At 63.2% G+C, this 19,776-nt stretch carries 17 protein-coding genes; 13 read left to right on the plus strand and 4 right to left on the minus strand.

Annotated elements, in window-relative coordinates; all coding sequences use genetic code 11:
- Nucleotides 1-109: 109 nt before the first annotated feature.
- The 3 genes from ACT01B_RS10085 (at nt 110) to ACT01B_RS10095 (ending at nt 3,145) form a co-directional block, all read left to right on the plus strand.
- Nucleotides 110-1,474, plus strand: a complete 1,365-nt coding sequence (locus tag ACT01B_RS10085; protein WP_445147215.1) for an epoxide hydrolase family protein — start codon at nt 110-112, stop codon at nt 1,472-1,474.
- Nucleotides 1,475-1,545: 71 nt separating this feature from the next.
- Nucleotides 1,546-2,700 (plus strand): epoxide hydrolase family protein, encoded by a 1,155-nt coding sequence (locus ACT01B_RS10090; protein WP_445147216.1) that lies wholly within the window; start codon nt 1,546-1,548, stop codon nt 2,698-2,700.
- 64 nt (nt 2,701-2,764) lie between these two features.
- Entirely contained in the window at nt 2,765-3,145 is a 381-nt protein-coding gene (locus ACT01B_RS10095; RefSeq protein WP_445147217.1) for a cupin domain-containing protein, read from the plus strand.
- A gap of 41 nt (nt 3,146-3,186) precedes the next feature.
- Here ACT01B_RS10095 and ACT01B_RS10100 read toward each other — a convergent pair whose 3' ends face one another.
- Nucleotides 3,187-3,915 (minus strand): helix-turn-helix transcriptional regulator, encoded by a 729-nt coding sequence (locus tag ACT01B_RS10100; RefSeq protein WP_445147218.1) that lies wholly within the window; start codon nt 3,913-3,915, stop codon nt 3,187-3,189.
- A 55-nt stretch (nt 3,916-3,970) separates the two neighbouring features.
- On the opposite strand from ACT01B_RS10100, the gene ACT01B_RS10105 reads away from it, so the two are divergent.
- From ACT01B_RS10105 to ACT01B_RS10120, 4 genes are all read left to right on the plus strand, one after another.
- A complete protein-coding gene (locus tag ACT01B_RS10105) occupies nt 3,971-5,869 on the plus strand; it encodes an aspartyl protease family protein (protein ID WP_445147219.1) in 1,899 nt (632 codons plus the stop codon).
- A 595-nt stretch (nt 5,870-6,464) separates the two neighbouring features.
- Complete coding sequence (locus ACT01B_RS10110) at nt 6,465-6,920, plus strand: hypothetical protein (protein WP_445147220.1); 456 nt, start codon at nt 6,465-6,467, stop codon at nt 6,918-6,920.
- A 93-nt stretch (nt 6,921-7,013) separates the two neighbouring features.
- Nucleotides 7,014-7,430: an organic hydroperoxide resistance protein gene (locus tag ACT01B_RS10115; RefSeq protein ID WP_445147221.1), complete on the plus strand. Its 417-nt coding sequence runs from the start codon at nt 7,014-7,016 to the stop codon at nt 7,428-7,430.
- 192 nt (nt 7,431-7,622) lie between these two features.
- Nucleotides 7,623-10,487 (plus strand): ATP-binding protein, encoded by a 2,865-nt coding sequence (locus ACT01B_RS10120; protein ID WP_445147222.1) that lies wholly within the window; start codon nt 7,623-7,625, stop codon nt 10,485-10,487.
- Between the two features lie 44 nt (nt 10,488-10,531).
- Here the strand turns inward: ACT01B_RS10120 and ACT01B_RS10125 are convergent, their stop codons facing one another.
- From ACT01B_RS10125 to ACT01B_RS10135, 3 genes are all read right to left on the minus strand, one after another.
- Complete coding sequence (locus ACT01B_RS10125) at nt 10,532-11,131, minus strand: response regulator transcription factor (protein ID WP_445147223.1); 600 nt, start codon at nt 11,129-11,131, stop codon at nt 10,532-10,534.
- A 107-nt stretch (nt 11,132-11,238) separates the two neighbouring features.
- Nucleotides 11,239-11,610, minus strand: coding sequence for a response regulator (locus tag ACT01B_RS10130; RefSeq protein WP_445147224.1), 372 nt, complete (start codon nt 11,608-11,610; stop codon nt 11,239-11,241).
- On the minus strand, nt 11,610-14,957 hold the full coding sequence (locus ACT01B_RS10135) for a PAS domain-containing protein (RefSeq protein ID WP_445147225.1): 3,348 nt from the start codon (nt 14,955-14,957) through the stop codon (nt 11,610-11,612). The genes ACT01B_RS10130 and ACT01B_RS10135 overlap by 1 nt, the downstream gene beginning before the upstream one ends.
- Before the next feature lie 343 nt (nt 14,958-15,300).
- Between ACT01B_RS10135 and ACT01B_RS10140 the strand changes: the two genes are divergently transcribed.
- From ACT01B_RS10140 to ACT01B_RS10165, 6 genes are all read left to right on the plus strand, one after another.
- Nucleotides 15,301-15,627: an SDR family NAD(P)-dependent oxidoreductase gene (locus ACT01B_RS10140; protein ID WP_445147226.1), complete on the plus strand. Its 327-nt coding sequence runs from the start codon at nt 15,301-15,303 to the stop codon at nt 15,625-15,627.
- A gap of 17 nt (nt 15,628-15,644) precedes the next feature.
- Nucleotides 15,645-16,169 carry a nuclear transport factor 2 family protein gene (locus ACT01B_RS10145; protein WP_445147227.1) on the plus strand — a complete coding sequence of 175 codons (525 nt, stop codon included), beginning with the start codon at nt 15,645-15,647 and terminating at the stop codon, nt 16,167-16,169.
- A 20-nt stretch (nt 16,170-16,189) separates the two neighbouring features.
- On the plus strand, nt 16,190-17,419 hold the full coding sequence (locus tag ACT01B_RS10150) for an epoxide hydrolase family protein (protein ID WP_445147228.1): 1,230 nt from the start codon (nt 16,190-16,192) through the stop codon (nt 17,417-17,419).
- Between the two features lie 92 nt (nt 17,420-17,511).
- Nucleotides 17,512-18,216, plus strand: a complete 705-nt coding sequence (locus ACT01B_RS10155) for a cytochrome c biogenesis CcdA family protein (RefSeq protein ID WP_445147229.1) — start codon at nt 17,512-17,514, stop codon at nt 18,214-18,216.
- Nucleotides 18,217-18,219: 3 nt separating this feature from the next.
- Nucleotides 18,220-18,783 (plus strand): thioredoxin family protein, encoded by a 564-nt coding sequence (locus ACT01B_RS10160; protein WP_445147230.1) that lies wholly within the window; start codon nt 18,220-18,222, stop codon nt 18,781-18,783.
- 60 nt (nt 18,784-18,843) lie between these two features.
- Nucleotides 18,844-19,665 (plus strand): alpha/beta fold hydrolase, encoded by an 822-nt coding sequence (locus ACT01B_RS10165; RefSeq protein WP_445147231.1) that lies wholly within the window; start codon nt 18,844-18,846, stop codon nt 19,663-19,665.
- Nucleotides 19,666-19,776: the final 111 nt, after the last annotated feature.

The following is a 19,776-nucleotide window of genomic DNA, read 5'->3' on the forward strand; positions in this document are numbered from 1 at the left end:
CGTACGTCGATACCAAAGAGTCGACCTGCTCGACCACAGCTCAATACAAGCCAACTGCGGCGCGCCGCATGCTCACTCCCAGGTTGCGAATATCTGAAGTCGCACCCTGATGCAACCGTCGGTTGCCAAAGAGTTCGTCGTGCAACAGACACCCGATTTAGGTCGCCGTATCTTTTGCGGAACTGCGGCGGTGGCCGCGGCGGCCGTAAGCACACTAGGTCTTCTCGGTCTTTCAGAAAGGTCTCAAGCCATGAATCAAGCCATGAATCAATCCACGAAAAAAAAGGGCACTGATGGAGCTGCCATTCGTCCGTTTCACGTCAACGTTCCGGAAGCGGATCTTACCGAGATGCGCAGACGCATCAAGGCGACAAAGTGGCCGAACAAGGAAACCGTCTCGGATGCAACGCAAGGTATTCAGCTCGCGACAGCTCAGGCAATTGCGGCGTACTGGGCCTCAGACTACGACTGGCGCAAGGTCGAAGCAAGGCTGAGCGCTTTGCCACAGTTCGTGACCGAAATCGATGGACTGGATATCCACTTTATTCACGTCAAGTCCAAACATGAGGATGCATTGCCGCTCATCGTGACGCACGGTTGGCCCGGCTCGATCATCGAGCAGATGAAGATCATCGAACCGCTGACCAACCCCACCGCGCATGGCGGGAGCGCATCGGATGCGTTCCATCTAGTGATCCCATCGATGCCAGGCTATGGCTATTCGGGCAAGCCGACCGCCCCAGGCTGGGATGCTCCCCATATTGCGCGCGCGTGGGGTGAGCTGATGAAGCGCTTGGGCTATACGAAGTACGTCGCACAAGGTGGCGATTGGGGTGCCGTCGTCACTGAACAGATGGCCTTACAGGCGGCCCCGGAACTGCTCGGAATCCACACCAACATGCCCGGCGCGATTCCCAACGACATTCACGCTATGGCGTTCTCCGGCGCACCAGCCCCAGCCGGACTCTCGACCGACGAAAAGGAATGCTACGACCGATTGCTCTTCGTATTTTCGAAGGGCATCGGCTATGCATTCCAGATGGGACTGCGCCCTCAGACCCTGTACGGGATTGCGGACTCGCCCGTTGGCCTGGCGACCTACTTGCTCGATCACGATGCGCGCAGCTACACCCTCATCGCGGGAGCGTTTGCCGGGAAGCCGAGCGGCATCACGCGTGACGACTTCCTCGACAACATAACGCTCACCTGGCTGACGAACACGGGCGTTTCCTCTGGCCGCTTGTACTGGGAGAACAAGCTCGGCTTCTTCAACGCGAAAGGGGTCAAGATCCCTGTCGCTGTTACCGTCTTCCCTGACGAGCTCTATCCGGCGCCGCGGAGCTGGACGGAGCAGGCGTTTCCTAAGCTGATCCACTACAACCAGGTCGAAAAAGGCGGGCACTTCGCGGCCTGGGAGCAACCGAAGATTTTCTCTGAAGAACTCCGCGCGGGCTTCAAGTCGCTGCGTACGTAGCCAGCTCGAGAAGGCTCCATCGACGAAGCACCGTCGGTGGAGCCTCAACTCCGATCAAGGGAGAAAGGCGGATGGAAACGTTCCGCATCGACGTATCCGACGAGGTGCTCGTCGATCTGCAGACCCGTCTCAAGCGGACGCGCTGGGTCGACGACTTCGCCAATGAAAGCTGGCAGTACGGAACCAATACGGCCTACCTCCAGGAGCTCGTCGACTACTGGATCGCGGGCTACGACTGGCGCCAGCATGAGAGCGCGATCAACGCGTACCCGCAGTTTCGCACCGAGATCGACGGTATGCCGATCCACTTCGTCCACGTGCGCGGCAAGGGCCCCCACCCGAAGCCGCTGATCCTGTCGCACGGGTGGCCCTGGACATTCTGGGAATATCGCAAAGTGATTGGACCCCTTAGCGATCCTGGTGCGCACGGCGGTAATCCGGCCGATGCCTTCGACTTGGTAGTGCCGTCTTTGCCGGGTTACGGATTCTCGACGCCGCTGCGCAAGACGGGCGTCAACTTCTGGCGCACCTCCGAGCTTTGGGTGAAGCTGATGGAGCGGCTGGGGTATTCACGCTTTGCTGCGCACGGTGCCGACTGGGGCGCACTGATCACGGCCGACCTAGGTCACCGCTATCCTCAGCGTGTGACGGGTGTGCACTTCTCCATGATGCTACCGCTGGACTTGTTCAGTGGCGGGTTGCCGGCGCCCGAAGACTACGACGCCGACGAAGCGCCGATGGCCGCACGTCTGCAAAACTTTTTCGCTACCGAGTCTGCCTATTCGGCGCTGCAAAGTACCAAGCCGCAGACGATCGCGTTGGCACTCAACGACTCACCAGTGGGACTGGCTGCGTGGATTGTCGAAAAACAGCGAAGCTGGAGCGATTGCAACGGCGACGTCGAAACCCGTTTCAGCAAGGACGATCTGCTGACCACGATCATGATCTACTGGGTGACACAGAGCTGCGGTACATCGGCGCGTTACTACTACGAGGCCGCACACCATCCATGGAAGCCGGTGCATGACCGCATGCCCGTAGTCGAGGCTCCAGTCGGCATTTCGGTCTTGCCAGAGGAAGTATGCAGCGCTCCGCGTCGCTGGGCTAAGCGCTACTACAACCTTCAGCAAAAACGGCATCACGCGAGCGGTGGTCACTTCACCGCGTGGGAAGAGCCGCAGGCCATCGTCACGGACATCCGCGATTTCTTCCGCCTTCGGAGCTAAGACTTTACGCGTACAGATTTTGATTCTTGAGAGGATACGCATATGAATGAAAGCGATTCGACTCATGACAGCGATGCTTGTGGTCGGATGCGCGCTGCCGTTTCAACTAGTGCAAGCACAGCAAGCAGCCATAGGTCGCACCGAGCTCACGCGTCGCGATATTGGTGATTCCGTGCGCGAGATCATTCAGACACGCGTCGACTTCAGCCCGGGGGCGGCGTTCCCTAGGCATTCCCACCCAGGTGTGGAAGTCGCTTACGTCCTGGAAGGTTCGCTGAAGTACCAGCTCGATGGCAATCCGTCAGTCACGCTCAAGGCTGGCGACTCCTTGTTCATCCCAGCCGGAACCATCCACTCGGCGAGGAACGTCGGCAGCGGCAACGCGTCGGAGCTCGCCACGTATGTGGTCGAGAAGGGCAAGCCTCTCGTCACAACGGCCCCGTAGGACGCCCAAGGCGTGCGTGCCGGGGCGATTAGGACATTTTTTTATCGAGGGTGCCAGCGCAGACGCGATGCAGTAGCGCCGGTCAGCGCCGTGACAGACCGGCTGAAATGGGCCTGATCGGCGAAGCCGCACATATGTGCGATGGCAGCGGCGGGCAGGGAGCTGGCGCGATACAGCTTGAGCGCAGCATGCGTACGTGCCTGCAACCGGAATGCCTTGGGGCTGACTGCGAATACCTGCTGGAATCCGCGGCTCACACTACCGGGATGCAGATTGTGGCTGCGCGCCCACTGCGTCAGTGAGAGGTTGGGGTCGGCCAGCATGGCGGCAGCCAGTTGTTGCGGCCAGTCGCCCGGGGGTTGAGGCATCGGCCGGGCGTCGCCGAGCAGGCAGGCTACGGCCGCGGGTACGTCACGCTCGGCCAGCTGCGCGATGGCGTCCGCATCGGACACTTGTGCGTGTGGTGTGCCGCTCCAGTCATCCGGTAGTGGCAAGACCAGTACTTCGGCGCCGTTGGCATGCATACGGTCGAGGTGGCGTTCGTGCATGCAGTGGAACAATACGTGACCGGCATGCACCCGGTGCAGGCCGCTGTCGCCAGCTTCCACGTAGCTGCCGCATAGCACGACGGCGGCAAAGGCATGTACGTGACGATGGCGTGCCAGCACTTCGCCGCGGGCGTGCTGCTGGCGACCTGTGGCGGCAACCCGCAGGCATTCAGTGCAGTGCCTCTGGTGTTTCGCCGTGCCTTTGGTGTGAAGTTCGTTCAAGACGTCGGTCGCCTCGGCTTGTAAAACTATACGTCCCCTGCGATCAGGATCCATTATGCGTTATCCCGTTCTTGCTATGCTCGCCTGCGGTTTCACGTTGCTCGCCACGTCCACGTTGGCCGTCGCCGGGGCCCACGACGACGCCGTGGATACGATTCTTGCCGCCAACCGCGCTGCGGTTGGCGGCAAGGTAACCACCGGCACGATGACGCGTCATTACAGCTACGCAGGGCAGGGACTCACAGGTACCACCGACGAAATATTCGATCTGGCCACGGGACGCCACATCGACCGCTATGACACTCCCCCCGTGCGAGGTGCATCAGGCTTTGATGGCCGCACGCCGTGGATGACGGACATCTCTGGCGCATCCACGCAACAGGAGGGTGGCGACCATCCCGCGCTGGCGATCAACGAGGCCTATCGTTACGCCAATCTTTGGTGGCGTCAGGACCGAGGCGGCGCACGTATCGAGTCGCTGGGCCGCGACGAGGACGGCGATCACTTGCGAGTGACGCCGCGTGGTGGCAAGACGTTCGATGCGTGGATCGATCCCGCTACGCATCAGCTGGTACATGTGCGCGAGGCGCAGGGGTTCCAGATCATCGACGAGCACTACAGCCATTTCGTGAAGATGGCAGGTGTGACCGCACCGCTCACCACGGTCATCGATGATGGCAGCGGTGCAGCGGGCGAGCAGACGTTAACCCTGGTCGATGCAGCGGTCGGTCCCGTGCGTCCCGCCGGTGATTTCTCGATGCCACGTGAGAAACCGCACGACTGGTCGATCGGCGGGAGCGCCGCGGCTACCGGTGAAGTGGTATTGCCATTCCGTTTGCTCAACAACCACATCTTCATCGATGTGATGGTCAATGGCAAAGGGCCGTATCCGTTCTTTGTCGACACCGGCGGGCACGACATCCTGACGCCATCGACCGCCGATGCGCTCGGTCTCAAGCCGATAGGCGCGACGATCTCCGGTGGCGCCGGCGAGAAGACGCAGACATCCGGCTACACAAAAGTGCATTCGCTTGCGATGGGTGCGGCCACCATGTCGGATCAGACCGTGTTGATCCTGGACATGAGCCCGACCGCGGTGGAAGGCTTCCAGCCGGGCGGCATGGTTGGCTTCGAAATGCTGCAGCGTTTTGTAGTGCGCGTCGACTACGGCACGAACCTGCTGACCTTGATCGATCCGGCGCGCTTCGATCCGCGTGATGCCGGCACACGCATTCCTTTTCATTTCTATGATCACATGCCGCAGTTGCCCGGGCAGATCGCCGGCTTGCCTGCGCGTTTCAATATCGATACGGGGTCGCGTTCTGAAGTGACGCTGACGTACCCCTACGTGGAAGCGAACCATCTGCGCGAACGGCTCCCACAAAGCATCATCGCCACCGATGGCTGGGGCGTGGGCGGCCCGTCACGCTCACAGGTAGCGCGGGTGGCGTCGCTGGAGATGGGTGGCGTCACCGTGCCGGACGTCATTGCCGGCCTCAACACGCAGACCAAGGGCGTGTTTTCCGATCCCAATTTCGACGGCAACGTCGGCAGTGGCTTTCTCAAGCGCTTCGTGGTGACGTTCGACTACGGTCATCAGGTGATGTACCTGAAGCCCCTAACGCAACCCGGCCCGGATGTCGGTACCTTCGATCGCGCGGGCATGTGGATCAATCTCGGCAGCGATGGTTACACCGTGATGGATGTCGCCCCGGGCGGTCCTGCAGCAACCGCCGGCCTGGCGGTTGGCGACGTGATCATCCGGCTCGATGGGCGGGGGCCGCACGAGTTATCCCTCGCCGACGCGCGCAAGCTACTGCGCGCCACTCCTGCCGGCACGAAGGTGAAGGTGAGCTTCCGTCGCGGCACGTCCACCCACCAAGCAGAGCTCGTACTGCGTGACCTTGTTCCGTCACACGCGCCTGCGTTGGCTTACGCGCATGGCGGCTTCTGAGACGGTCACAGCTGTTTCATCACCGCCATCTCCATCGATGTCGGTGATCGGAAGCCCTTACGCATGGAGATAGTCGACGTAGCGTTGCTCATGACGCGCGCCACGCTCCCACAGAACATCGAGGAGAGGATCCCAAGCAGCTGGCCGTTCTAGCTGTCTGTGGGACGTGCATATTCGGGTCGTATTGGGCATCGAGGCGATGGTCCCGCTCCCCCTGGTCGGGCGAGCGCTCAATTAGGCGACGGCAAGCCCGCATTGGCTCCCAATCCTGTCCGGAAGAGGGTGGAGCGCCAGGTGATAAGGGCGCGTAATCGGGGGTACCACAGAGGCGCTCCGTACCCGAGACGAACCGCGGCCAGGTCAATGGGACCACTCGGATAGACGATTTGAGACAGCAACGCCGTGATGTGGATCGCCAAGGGAGGCGTAGGTGCACGTCGGGTAGCGTTCACTAACAAGACCTAATAGTAGATAACGGGCAGTTCTACGTCGTTGCCATCAGCCTGTATCCAGGCTCAAGGAAGCCCGGCGATAAGTCCCGGGCAAGGTTGCCGGCGCACAGGTGGCCTGATGACGTAGTACGGAGGATCCGATCATGCAGAGTTATCGCAGCGTTTGCCTGAGCGATGTGGGGCGACTCGGAAACGAGGACTTCATCGTATTGATGGCCGATATGAGCAGATCCGAGTGGGATTCGGCGCAGCGTCTTTTCCAGGCCATCGCGCCGCTGCTCATTGCGTTCTACGGTGGCCAGGTACAGGCCGGGTGGGCCGAGGTGGACGACCTCGACATGCTGGTCCTGCAGGCGCTGGTGGCGGTCTATCGAGGTCGCGCTAGTTATGCACCGGAGCGACAGCCGTTTCGAGCGTGGTTGCTGGATGTTGCGCGTTCGGGCATGCGCCGCTACCGCGCCGGTCATCGGGGCCATCAGCTCACGCTGGGTGCGGTCGTTCGCGAGGTGCACATGGCCGAAGTCTGTGAGGCTGAAGGCGTCGATCCCGCTGCGCATCGCGACACGAACCCGCTGAAGAGATTCGCCGGGGCGGTTTGACGGTGTTTCGCTTTCGCCACCGGCAGGGGCGGCGAACCGCATGGGCGGTTATCTATTCGGCATGCACGACGGATGCTTTCGCAAGAAGGGTCAATGATCTCCATCGAAAAAATTCTCCACACTGGGCGGACTCGTACCTACGGTGGGCGCGAGGGCTCGGCGCACAGTGACGATGGCCGGCTGGACATCAAACTGTCGCCGCCCGGTGCCCCGGGAAGCGGCACGACCCCGGAGCAGCTTCTCGCGGCGGCCTGGTCGGCCTGCTTCATCGGCACGCTGCGTCAGGCGGCCAACGCGCGAAGGATCGACTTTCCCGCCGACGTGGCCGTAGTCACCGAGGTGGATCTCGGCCACGGCCAGGGTGGCTTCTTTCTGCGCGCCCGACTCGCCGTGACGTTACCGGGCATGGAGGCCGAGGTTGCGCAGCAGCTGATCGAGGCGGCGCACCACAATTGCCCGTACTCAAAGGCGACGCGCGGCAACGTCGACGTTACGATCGAGCTTTCCTGAGTCGCCAAGGGGTCAATCCCGTCGGGGAGTTGGTTGGCGATTTTCACGAGTTTTCTTGCGGAGTTCTCCGGTGAAAAACTATGATGTAAGAAATTTCGAGTCGCCTTTGCTGATCCGGCGAGAAATACCCCCTTGCCCGAGAGAGCGGTCTCCGTGGACTCCTTGCCCGACGATCCGCACGAATCGATCGCCATGCAAATTGCTTTTGGTCCCTTCTGCGTCGATCCTGCTGGTCGCCTGCTCACGAACAGCGGAGATCCGCGGGAGATCGGCGGCCGTGCACTGGACCTGCTGATCGCGCTGTTGGAACGGCCGGGCACGGTACTGTCCAAGCGCGAATTGCTGAAACAAGTCTGGCCCGATGCGGTCGTCGAGGAAGGCAGCCTGCGCTTTCACATGACCCAGTTGCGCCGCATCCTCGGCGATGGCGTGGATGGTGCGCGCTACATCGCGACCCAGGTCGGCGTGGGTTACGCCTTTGTCGCGCCCGTCAGCAAAACGCCGCGCGCGAGCAGCCCGCCGGATTCAGTCGTGCGAGCCGATGGCGGATTCGGCCATCCGGTCCGCAACGCCAGTCATCTGCCGCCGCGGCCCCGGCTGATCGGCCGCGATGAGGACGCCCGGCTGGTTGTCGATCGGCTCAGGCAGCCGGCGCTGTTCGCGATCGTCGGTCCCGGTGGCATGGGCAAGACCAGTCTGGCGGTCGAGGTGGCCCATCGAATCTCGGCTGAGCGCGACGGTCGCGTCGCCTTTGTCGACCTTGCGCAGGTCGAGGATGCCGCCCTGGTACTGTCGGCCGTCGCGGGTGTGCTGGGCATTCCGGTGCAGGCTGAGGATCCGCTGTTCGTGCTACTGGCGCATCTGCGTACCCAGACGCTGCTGCTGGTCATCGACAACTGCGAGCACGTGGTCGATACCGTCTCGGCACTGGCAGAGAGAATCAGGGATGAAGCGCCAGGGGTAAGTCTTCTGACGACCAGTCGCGAGCCGCTGCGCGCACGTGGCGAGCAGGTGCATTGGCTGAAGGCGCTGGACTTTCCCGCAGAAACGGCGGGCCTTTCCGTCGATCGGCTGCTGGCCTTTCCGGCGGTTCGGCTGTTTGTCGAGCGTGCATCGGCTGGCAACGCGTCGTTCGCCGTGGATGCCGCCGACGCCTATCTGATCGCCGACATGTGCCGGCGTCTCAACGGCATGGCGCTGGCGATCGAGCTGGCGGCGGTACGGGTGGCGACGCATGGCCTCCAGACGACCCACGCCATGCTGGGCGAACGCTTTTCTCTGGGATGGTTGGGGCGGCGCACCGCGTTGCCCCGGCAACAGACCCTGCGCGCCACGCTCGACTGGAGTTACGGCCTGCTGTCGCCCGTTGAATGTTTGATGTTCGATCGGCTGGCCATTTTCGTGGGGCCGTTTTCGCTTCAGGCGGCGTCGCAAGTGGCGGCCGATGCGCAGCTCGACACGATGACAGCCGCGGCGACACTGGACGAACTCGCCGCCAAGGGCCTGGTGTCGGTGGATCATTCGGACATGGCGGATTCGTACCGCCTGCTGGAAATGACTCGCGCCTATGCGAGGGAGAAACTCGCCATCCGTGGTGAAGCCGAAATGCACGCGCTGGCATTCCGGCATGCGGCCTTCCATACCGAACTGCTGGCTGGCCTCGGCAGTTCGCCCGTTGAAGTATTTGACGGCGTAGCCGGGCTGGCCAACCAGCTCGGCAACATTCGCAGCGCACTTGAATGGAGTTTCGGCCCGCGGGGTGATGCCGGCCTTGCCCTGCCGTTGGCTGCGGCCAGCGCGCCGCTGTTTCTGCATTTTTCGCTGCTGATCGAATGTCGAACCTGGTGTTCGCGCGCCACCGAATTGCTCGAACTGGGTTACCACGGCACGCCTGCCGAGCTGGAACTGCAGGCCGCACTGGGGTTCGTGCTGATGTTCACGCGCGGCAACAGCGCGGCGGCCGAGAAGGCGTTGCTGAGAGCCATGCAGATTGCCGTGGCATTGGGCGACCACTGGTCACAGTTGCGGTTGCTCGGACGCCTGCAGATCTTCTACGAGCGCATCGGTGATTTCGGTTCCTCACTGGCATGGGCCGAACAGGCGATCGATGTGGGCAATGCGATCGGCGAGGCCGAGGCGATCGGTGTTGCTGCGTCCCTGGCCGGCGTGTCGCATCACCTGCTGGGCAACCAGCAACTCGCACGCGAGGAACTGGAAAAGGCGCTCAGGCACAGCCTGCCTTCCCGCCGCAGTCGCACCATCCATTACGGTTTCGATCACCGCAATCGCACCGGGCTGGCACTGGCGCGAACACTCTGGCTGCAGGGCTTTCCAGATCAGGCCCGGCGCTGGGCAGATCAGGTCGAGAGCGAGGCCGCCGCGCTGGAGCATCCGGTCACCCATTGCATCGCGCTCGTATGGACCCTGTGCATCTACATCTGGACCGGCGACCTCGACAAGGCAGCCAAGAGCCTGCAGACCTTCGAAGACATCGCGCAAGCCAATGCCTTTGGCCCATACATCGCCGCATCACGCGGCATGAGAGGTGCCATAGCGATACGCGCGGGCGAGACCGGCGACGCGGTGAGCCTGCTCGAGGAGAGCCTGGCGCAGCTGCACGGCATGCGCTACGAACTGCTGAATACCTCGTTCGAGATCGCGCTGGCCGAAGGCCTGATTCTGGCGGGCGAGCACGCTCGCGCGCTGGCGGTGATGGAACGCACGATCGAACACAGCCGCAGCAGCGGCGATGCCTTCGCCCTGCCCGAACTGCTGCGCATCAAGGCGGTGACCCTCAAGGCGCTGCATCCCGCAGACACCGCCCCGGTGATCGCCATGCTCGGCGAATCGCTGGCGCTCAGCCGGCAGCAGGGCGCGCGGGCGTGGGAACGACGAACCACGATGGAGCTTGCCCGGCTGGCGCAGGAACAGGGCCGCGCGAGCGAAGCGAGGGAGCTGCTGCAGGCCTGTCGCGATGCGGTGTCGGAAGGCTTCGACACGATGGATCTGCGCCAGCTGGAGCGGTTGTTGCACCAGGCCGGCGTTGACGAAGCGTGAAGCTTTCCGCGTGCGTGACCAGCCCGGCGTGACGATGCAGGACTTCAGCTTTGCGAGGCGGAGACGGTTGGAAGCTGCGCCGCCATCTTCACCAGGTCCGGCAGCGAGCGCGCATGCATCTTGCGCATCACCTTGCCCCGGTGTGCCTTCACCGTGATCTCGCTGATGCTCAGGTCGGCGGCGATCTGCTTGTTCAGCCGGCCGGCCACTACCATCGCCAGCACTTCGCGCTCGCGCGGTGTCAGCGAGGCGTAGGCATTGCGCAGCACGTGCAGGCCTTGTTCCTGCGCCAGTGCGGCGCGACTGTGTTCCAGCGCGTCGACCATCGCGCGCAGCAGCACCTCGTCCTCGAACGGCTTGGTCAGGAACTCGGCGGCGCCGGCCTTCATCGCGCGTACGGTGAGCGGTATGTCGCCGTAGCCGGTGATGAAGATGATCGGCATCTCGGGCCGGTTCGTGCCGATGGAAGTCTGCAGGTCCAGCCCGTTGAGGTCCGGCAGATTCACGTCCAGAACCAGACAACTGGGCACCGTTGGTCGCGGCCGCGCCAGGAACGCCTGCGCGGATTCGAACAGCTCCGGCAGCCAGCCGGCGGAGCGGATCATCAGCTCCAGCGATTCGCGCACCGAGACGTCGTCGTCCACGACGAACACGATGGGCAGGGGCGAAGGCATCGGTGAAAACCTCGATTCGTCGATAAGTGCAAAGTCCGCGTTGAACATGCCACGACCTCCCGCTCGCGTCGAATGTTTCAGTTCACCGGCAGCGCGGCGCTCAGCGCCATGAGCAGGGCGGCCTCGCTGAACGGCTTGAACAGGCAATCCACCGCGCCCTGGCGAATCAGTCGCAGCCGCTCGGCCGGGTCGCCGTGGGCGGTGATGAAGATGACCGGGATCGCGTGCCCGCGCCGGATCAGTTCGCGCTGCAGGTCCGGTCCCGACATGCCCGGCATCGCGATGTCCAGGATCAGGCAGTCGGTCGTCTCGATGTGGCTTGAGGCCAGGAACGCCTCGGCCGATGCAAAGGCCTCGACCGCGAAGCCGAACTCGCGCAGCAGGTCCGGCAGCGACTCGCGCACGGATTCGTCGTCATCGACCACCGATACCAGTAACGGCCGGTCCATCAGCAACTCTCCACGGAAGAATCCGGAACGAAGTTCGACTCTGTACCAGTGGCAGCGGTATCACTGCCGCGCTCGCGGGCCGCGGGGCCAGGCAGGGAGAAAGCGAATGTCGCACCATGGTCATCATTCAGCGTGGCCCACAAGCGGCCACCGTGCCCTTCGATGATGGAGCGGCTGACCGACAGGCCGATGCCCATGCCTTTGCTCTTGGTGGTGTAAAACGCGTGGAACAAGCGCTCTGCATCGCACGGGTCGAAGCCGTTGCCACAGTCGGCCACCGCCAGGAAAATCTGACTGCTGGCGTCGCATCGGGTGCTGACGCGCATGTGACGCGGACGATCCGTCACGTCGCTCATCGCATCGCAGGCGTTCATGATCAGGTTGAGAATCACCTGCTGCAGCTGCACACGGTCGCCGCGGATCAGAGGCAGGTCTTCGGCGAAATCGGGGTGAAGGATCACGCCGTTGCGCTGCAGTTCGCCCAGCAACATCGCGATCACCTCGCGTGCAGACTCATTCAGGTCGACGCCCTGGGTCGTCACGTTCTTCTTGGAGAACAGCGCGCGCAGTCGCTTGATCACGTCGGAGGCACGATTCCCGTCGCGAATTGTTCGCCGCGCGGTTTCGCGCGCGCCATCGATGTTGGGCGGTTCGGCGCCCAGCATGCGCAGACAGGTGCTGGCGTTGGTGATGATGCCGGCCAGCGGCTGGTTGACCTCGTGCGCAATCGACGCGGTCAATGCTCCCAGTGTGGTTACCCGGGCTACGTGCGCGAGCTCCGACCGGAGCTTGCCGAGGGCCTCATCCGACAGCCGGCGCTGCGTCACATCCTGGACCGCCGCAATGTATTCCAGGTGACCTTCCTCATCGCGCGTCGCATGCGCAACGAGGTGCAGATACTTCACGCTGCCATCGGGCATCTGCAGTCGATGCTCGTGCTCGAAATCCTTCCCGTCGAGACGGTGCTGCCTGAAGGCCTTGTGGTAAGGCGCGATGTCTTCCGGATGGAGTCGCTGGTCGATGAGCTCGAACGACGCCGGTAAGGACGGGTCAAGTTCGTAGATGTTGTAGATCTCTTCGGACCAGGTGATGTCATCCGTCTCCACGCACCATGAAAGAGCCCCCGTCGAACTGAGTTGCTGGGCCTTGGCCAGGAAGGCCTCGCTCTGCTTCAGTGCCGCCATGGCGCGTGCGCGCTCGATGGCGATGCTTGCCAGATGGGTGAATTGCGCGATGAGGCTCTGTTGTGCAGACGTGGTCGACTTCGCCTGCCGGTGCAGGATGGAGAGAACGCCGATGACGGTGCCGCAACTGGATTTGATCGGGGTCGAATAGCTCGCACGGATGCCGTGCGACCGTGCCATGGCGCACCACGAACTCCAGCGATGCTCGCGTTCCAGATCCGATGAGAATGCCGGCTCGCCACCCGTCGCGGAGGACGCGACAGGGCTGCTGTCCGGCTCCAGCGGCCGACCATCGATTTCCTCCAGCAGACGCTCAGGAAAGTCGGGGGCGGCACCCGGAAGCAGGCGCGGCGATACCCCTTGCTGCAAACGCTCGTGCCTGGGATCGGTCAACACCACGCTGCAAAGGGCATCGTCGAAAGTCTCATGCACCAATTTGCAAAGCGCCTCCAGCACCTCGGAAAGCGGGGTGTTTCCCGCCATCAGCCCCAGCAGGTGCTTCTCGCCTTCGAGCACCATTTCGGCGCGCTTACGATCATCAATATCCGCGTTCTGCCCATACCATTTCACCACACGGCCGGTTTCGTCGAGCACCGGGACGGCGCGGATCAGGAACCAGCGGTAGCTGCCGTCGAAGCGGCGCAATCGCGCTTCGAAGGAGCCTGATGCGGTGGTTCCCAGCAGCGCTTGCCAGTAGGTAACAAGTGACAGGGCATCCTCTGGGTGGATGCGTGAAGTCCAGCCAGTGCCCAGCGATTTTTCCAGGCTGATGCCGGTGTAGTCGCACCAGCGCTGGTTGAGGAATTCCACGCCGCCGTCCGGCGCCGACCGCCAGACGAAACCCGGCACCGTGTCGATCATGGCGCGCAACCGGTCTTCCGACTGTCGGATCTCGTTCAGCGCCTCCGCCAGCGCCACCTGCGAATTCCAGCGCTCGATGTTGATGCTCCCCATGTGACCCATCCGCTTGATCAGCGGCATTTCGGGCAGGGTGGGCGACCGTGGATGGTCGCCATACAGCGACAGCACGCCGAGCGTCGTGCCAGAAGCGGTGGTGATCGGAATCGCCCAGCACGAGCGCAGTCCATGCGACATCGCCTGGTTGTGCCAGCGGTTCGCGGCCCAGCGGGTCTCCGTGGCGAGGTCGGCGACGATGATGTGCTGGTTCAGCCGGATGGCCATGGCGGATGGCTCGGTATCGGCATGAACCGGCACGTCGACGATGGTGTCGCGGAAGCCGGCTGGAAGATGTGGCGCCGCCGCCAGTTTCAGGTACGTGCCGCCCGCATCCATCACCGCGACGCTGGCGTAGCAGTCACCGACCGTATCCTCGGCCAGTTGGCACAGCGCATCGAGGATGTTCGAGGCGCAATCCTCGCGCACCACCATTTCGAGCAAGCGGTTTTCCCCGTCCTGCTGGATCTTGTGGCGCTTCTGTTCGTCGATGTCCATCTGGAGCACGCACCAGCGCATGATGCGGCCCGCGGAATTCTGCAGCGGCAGGCCACGGACCTGGAACCAGTGATAGGCGCCATCAGCGCGGCGGATGCGGTGCTCGATGTCATAGGGTTCGCCCGTGCGCACCGAGTGCATCCATCGGGCGATCACGTCGGGGAGATCCCTTGGATGAACCGTATCGCCCACCGGCCACGCCTTGAGCTCGTCCAACGTGGCGCCGAGGTACTCCACGACCTGCCGATTGACATGTTCCAACGCACCTTCGGGCGTCATCAGGCAGACCAGGGCAGGGAGGGCGTCGATGAACCTGAGCAGCCCTGCTTCGTCGACGTGCCCGTTGTGCTCCACGGGCTCGCAGTCTTCGATATCGGTGGCCACCCCGCACCACTTGCTGATCGTGCCGGTCGCTTCTTTCAGCGAACGTACGCGCAGCAGGAATCGGCGGTAGTCGCCATCGGCGCGACGCAAACGGGCATGCATGTCGCGCGGCACGCCGGATGCCAGGATCGCCTGCCAACGATCGAGCAGTCGGGGGTGGTCGTCCGGGTGAACCGAGTCCAGCCAGGCTTGGCCGTGGCAAGCGCCTGGCGCGTTGCCGGTGTAGTCGCACCAGCCCTGATTGACATAGTCGACGTGTCCATCGGGATGTGTCGTCCAGACCAGTCCGGGAAGCACATCGACGACGCGGCTGAGTTCATTGTCCATGCCGGCCCTCTCCAGGCGGTCGTCGTTGCGGAAGAATGCGCCAGCGATGCGCGCCTGCCCATCATACTTTGGTGTCGGTTGGCGGGCAGTCGCTGTGAGCTTGGGCGCGGGAGTGTATTCCGGGGGGGATATCGGGCCGCGTTCAGTGGGAGGTGCAATTGCCATTGCCGGTACGGGCGGTCCATCGCACCTTGGTGTTGACCGCCGTGCGTCCGGGGCGTGAAGCGTGCCGGTGCGCCGCAGGGGAATAGTCCAGACACATCGACCGACACCATCGTGCAATCGCGCGCGACTGCACGCTCTGGTCTGATCGGTTGCGTGATCATTTCCCGAGATCGACTCCATGAAAGACACCAAGAGTTTAGCCGGCAAGGCCGCCCTGGTCACCGGCGGTTCGCGTGGCATTGTCGCCGCCATCGTGCGTCGCCTGGCCAGCGAGGGCACCGATGTTGCCTTCACTTACGCGACTTCCTCCGCGGCCGCCGACGAACTGGTGGCGAGCATCACGGCCGAAAGCGGCAACGTCATCGCGATCAAGGCCGACAGCGCCGAGCCGGGCGAGGTGCAGGCGGCCGTGGCCCAGGCCGCACAGCGGTTTGGCCGTCTGGACATTCGACGTGCTTGTCTGCGGTGCGTACGCCCAATCCCGAGTTGGAGGACACCCACATGAACGATATCGAGCGACTGGTGGCGATCGAGGATCTTCGCTATCTGCAGGCGCGTTACGTCCGCTACGCGGACGCCGGTGACTGGCGGGCGCTGGCCGGCCTGTTCCTGCCCGAGGCGCCATTCATCCCGCACGGTGTGGACGGAGAGCCCCAGGTGGTGATGACCGGTCGCGGCGAGATCGAGCGTCGCGTGTCGGCCACGGTCGGTTCGGGCACGGCGCTGCATCATCTTTTTTCCTATGAAATCGACATCGACTCGCCAACGAAGGCGCGCGGATTGTGGGCCATGGAAGATTGGATCGATCGAAGCAAAGCCGTTCCGGCAGCCACGGCCTCGACCAAGGTGCGTGGTCTTTGGGCCGCAGAAGATCCGGACGGCCCCGGCCGCGCCGCTGCGTCAGCAGATGTCGTGGAGATAACTGACCGCCCATTCAGGACCATGCACGGATACGGCCATTACCACGCCGCCTACCAGAAAGTGGATGGCAGCTGGTTCATCGCCGAACTGAAGCTTTTCCGCATCAAGCTTGATTTCACTTACTGACAGCTGAGGAGGTTCTCCCCATGACGGTTTCGAACACAGTCGAACTGCCCCCGTTCGTCATCGACATCAGTGATGACGTTTTGAGTGATCTGAGAAATCGCCTGCGCACCGCGCGCTGGTCTGTCGATCTCGACAACGACGACGAGTCGTACGGCATCAGCACCCGCTATCTCAAGCGCCTGGTCGAATACTGGATTGAGGAGTTCGACTGGCGCGCGGCAGAACGCAGCATCAATGCCTTCACCCATCATCGGGTCGAGGTCGACGGCGTGCCGGTGCATTTCCTCCGCGAGCCGGGCAAGGGGCCGAGACCCATCCCCATCATCCTGTCGCACGGCTGGCCATGGACGTTCTGGGACTGGAGCAAGGTGATCCGGCCACTGGCCGATCCGGCGGCGTTCGGTGGCGATCCGGCCGATGCCTTCGACGTCATCGTGCCTTCGCTGGCGGGCTTCGGCTTCTCCACCCCGGTGGGTCGTGGCGACATGAACTTCTGGAAGATGGCGGAGCTGTGGCATTCGCTGATGACCGATACGCTCGGTTACGCCAAGTACGCGGCGGGTGGTGGCGACTACGGTGCGCTGGTGACCAGTCAGCTCGGCCACAAGTATGCCGATCATCTCTATGGCATCCATCTGAGTCACACCATCCCGCTGCACATTTTCCAGAGCGAGCGGCCGTGGGATCTGACCGAGGGCCATCTTGTGCCGGAGGAGGCGTCCGATGAACTGCGCGCGCAGATCCTCCTGTTCCAACGCACGTACGCCTCACATGTCGCGGTGCACATGCTCGATGCGCAGACGCTTACCCACGCTCTCAACGACTCACCGGTGGGCATGCTCGCCTGGGTGCTGCAACGCTGGAAGAAATGGAGCGACAAGCGCGGCGATTTCGACGCCGCGTTCCCACGCGACCACATCCTCACCAATGCGACCATTTTCTGGGCCAATCAGGCCATCGGATCATCCATTCGCTCTTACGCGAACGCAAACCGCCACCCTTGGCGTCCTTCGCACGACCGCATGCCGATGATCGAGGCGCCCACCGGCTTCACTTTCCTTACTGGTGACGCCGCGCCACCGGGCGTCGACGTGAACAACCGGGTCGATGCTTTCATGCATGGTCCGATGGGCGCCACGTACAACACGGTCTACGCCAGGGCTCACGAAAAAGGCGGTCACTTCGTCCCGTGGGAGAACCCGCAGGCGGTGATCGAGGATATCCGCGCGACGTTCCGAACCTTGCGCTGATGCAGTGACACGAATGATGGTGTCGAACGTCATCGCATGAATGCGGGTAGCGCCGTGCGCCGCCGCTTACCATCGAAGTCGAGGCTCTGACCATGCTCGCTTATCTCTTGGCGGCCGTCGCCGGCGTGGCGACCATCGCCTCGCCCTGCATCTTGCCGTTGTTGCCGATCGTGCTGGCGACCACGGCAGGGCGCAGTCGCGTGGAGCCGCCGTTGATCATCGCCGGATTCGTCGCCACGTTCGCGGCGGGCGGTATTCTCATCGGCGCCTTGTCGGCATCGTCGGGAGCACTGCAACAGGGCATCCGCACCGGCTCGATCCTGCTGCTGCTTGTCGCCGGCCTGGTCTGCCTGTGGCCCGCACCGTTTGACTGGCTGGTGCAGCGCGTGCGTGCGCTGATGGTGTCGCGAAACCCGGGCACGCCGCGCCGGATGCCCGCCATCGGCAAGGCCGGCGCACTGCTGGTGGGCATCTCGCTGGGCTTCGTGTGGGCGCCCTGCGCCGGACCGATCCTCGCCTCGGTACTCGCGCTTGCCGCCGGTTCGCAGGCGCCGGGCATGGCGACCGTCCTGCTGGGTGCCTACGCACTGGGAGCGGGATTGCCGATGCTGGCGATTGCGTACGGCGGCAGCTGGTTCTCGTCGCGCCTCGCCTTTTTCAATCGACGGGCGGATCTGTTTCGCAAGCTTTTCGGGGCCATCGCCATCGCCTTCGCCGTGTTGCAGCTGCTGCAGTACGACGGGCTGTTCACGGCATGGGCCACGCGCTGGCTTCCTTCCTTCTCTACCGGACTTTAGGCCATGTTCAAGCAAATGCTTTCCACACTGGGACTGTGCGTGCTGGTCGGGGCGTGCACGCCCTATGCCTCGGCAAATGGCAACCCTCCCGCGAACGCGGCCAAGCTCGCGCCCGAGTTCACCGGCATCAACCACTGGATCAACAGCGAGCCGCTGCAGATGGATGCGTTGCGCGGCAAGGTGGTGCTGGTGGAGTTCTGGACCTACTCCTGCATCAACTGCATCCACGTCATGCCCTACTTGAAACAGTGGCACGAGCGTTACCACGACCAGGGGCTGGTGGTAGTGGGCGTGCACACACCCGAGTATGGCTATGAAAAAATCACCTCGAACGTCGAAAGCGCGGTGCAGCGTTTTGGCATCAAATACGCGGTGGCCCAGGACAACGCCTACGCGACGTGGAACGCCTACGACAACCAGTACTGGCCCGCGCTGTACCTGGTCGACCGCAGCGGCCACGTTGTCTACCGGCACTTCGGGGAAGGCGACTACGACCGCACCGAAGCCACCATCCATCAGTTGCTAGGCGACGGCGACGCGAAGCCGTCGCCTGCAGGCGCGCCGTAGTCGGCAGCGACAAGCGGTCATCACGAACTCCCCACTACCTAAAGCCAACGAGGTGAACCCATGAGCACGATCACGACCCAAGACGGCACCCAAATCTTCTACAAGGACTGGGGCAACGGACAGCCGGTGCTGTTCTCCCACGGCTGGCCGCTGACCAGCGACGCCTGGGACAGCCAGATGCTGTTCCTGGGCATGCACGGCTATCGCGTGATCGCGCATGACCGGCGCAGCCACGGCCGCTCGGCGCAGACCTGGGATCACAACGACATGGACAGCTATGCCGACGATCTCGCCGCGCTGATCGAGGCGCTCGACCTGAAAGACATCGTGCTGGTCGGGCACTCCACCGGTGGGGGCGAAATCGCCCGCTACGTCGGTCGCCACGGCAGCCGGCGGGTGGCGAAGATGGTGCTGATCGGCGCGGTGCCGCCGCTGATGGCGAAGACCGCCAGCGCCCCGGGCGGGCTGCCGGTCGAAGTGTTCGACGGCATCCGCAAGGGCACCGCCGACAACCGCTCGACCTTCTTCAAGGAATTGGCCGTGCCGTTCTTCGGTTACAACCGCCCCGACGCGAAGGTGTCGCCGGCGGTGGTCGACGCGTTCTGGCTGCAGGGCATGGCTGGCGGGATCAAGGGCCAGTACGACTGCATCCGCGAATTCTCCGAAGTAGACTACACCGACGACCTGAAAAAGATCGACGTACCCACCCTGATCCTGCACGGCGACGACGACCAGATCGTGCCGATCGAAGCCTCCGGCATCGCAACGGCGAAGATTGTCAAGAACGCCACGCTGAAGATCTATCCGGGCGCGCCGCACGGCATGGCCATCACCCATCAGGACGAAGTGAACGCCGATCTGCTGGCGTTCTTGCGCAGCTGAACCGGCGCGGCCCTGCAGCTATCCGGAGGCGATGTGACGAGCTATGGAAAATATCGGCAAGCGACCTGGCCGAACTGGTGCGCACCCGAAAAGTGTCGGTGAGCGAAGTGG

This window comes from Dyella sp. Tek66A03 (assembly GCF_052567735.1).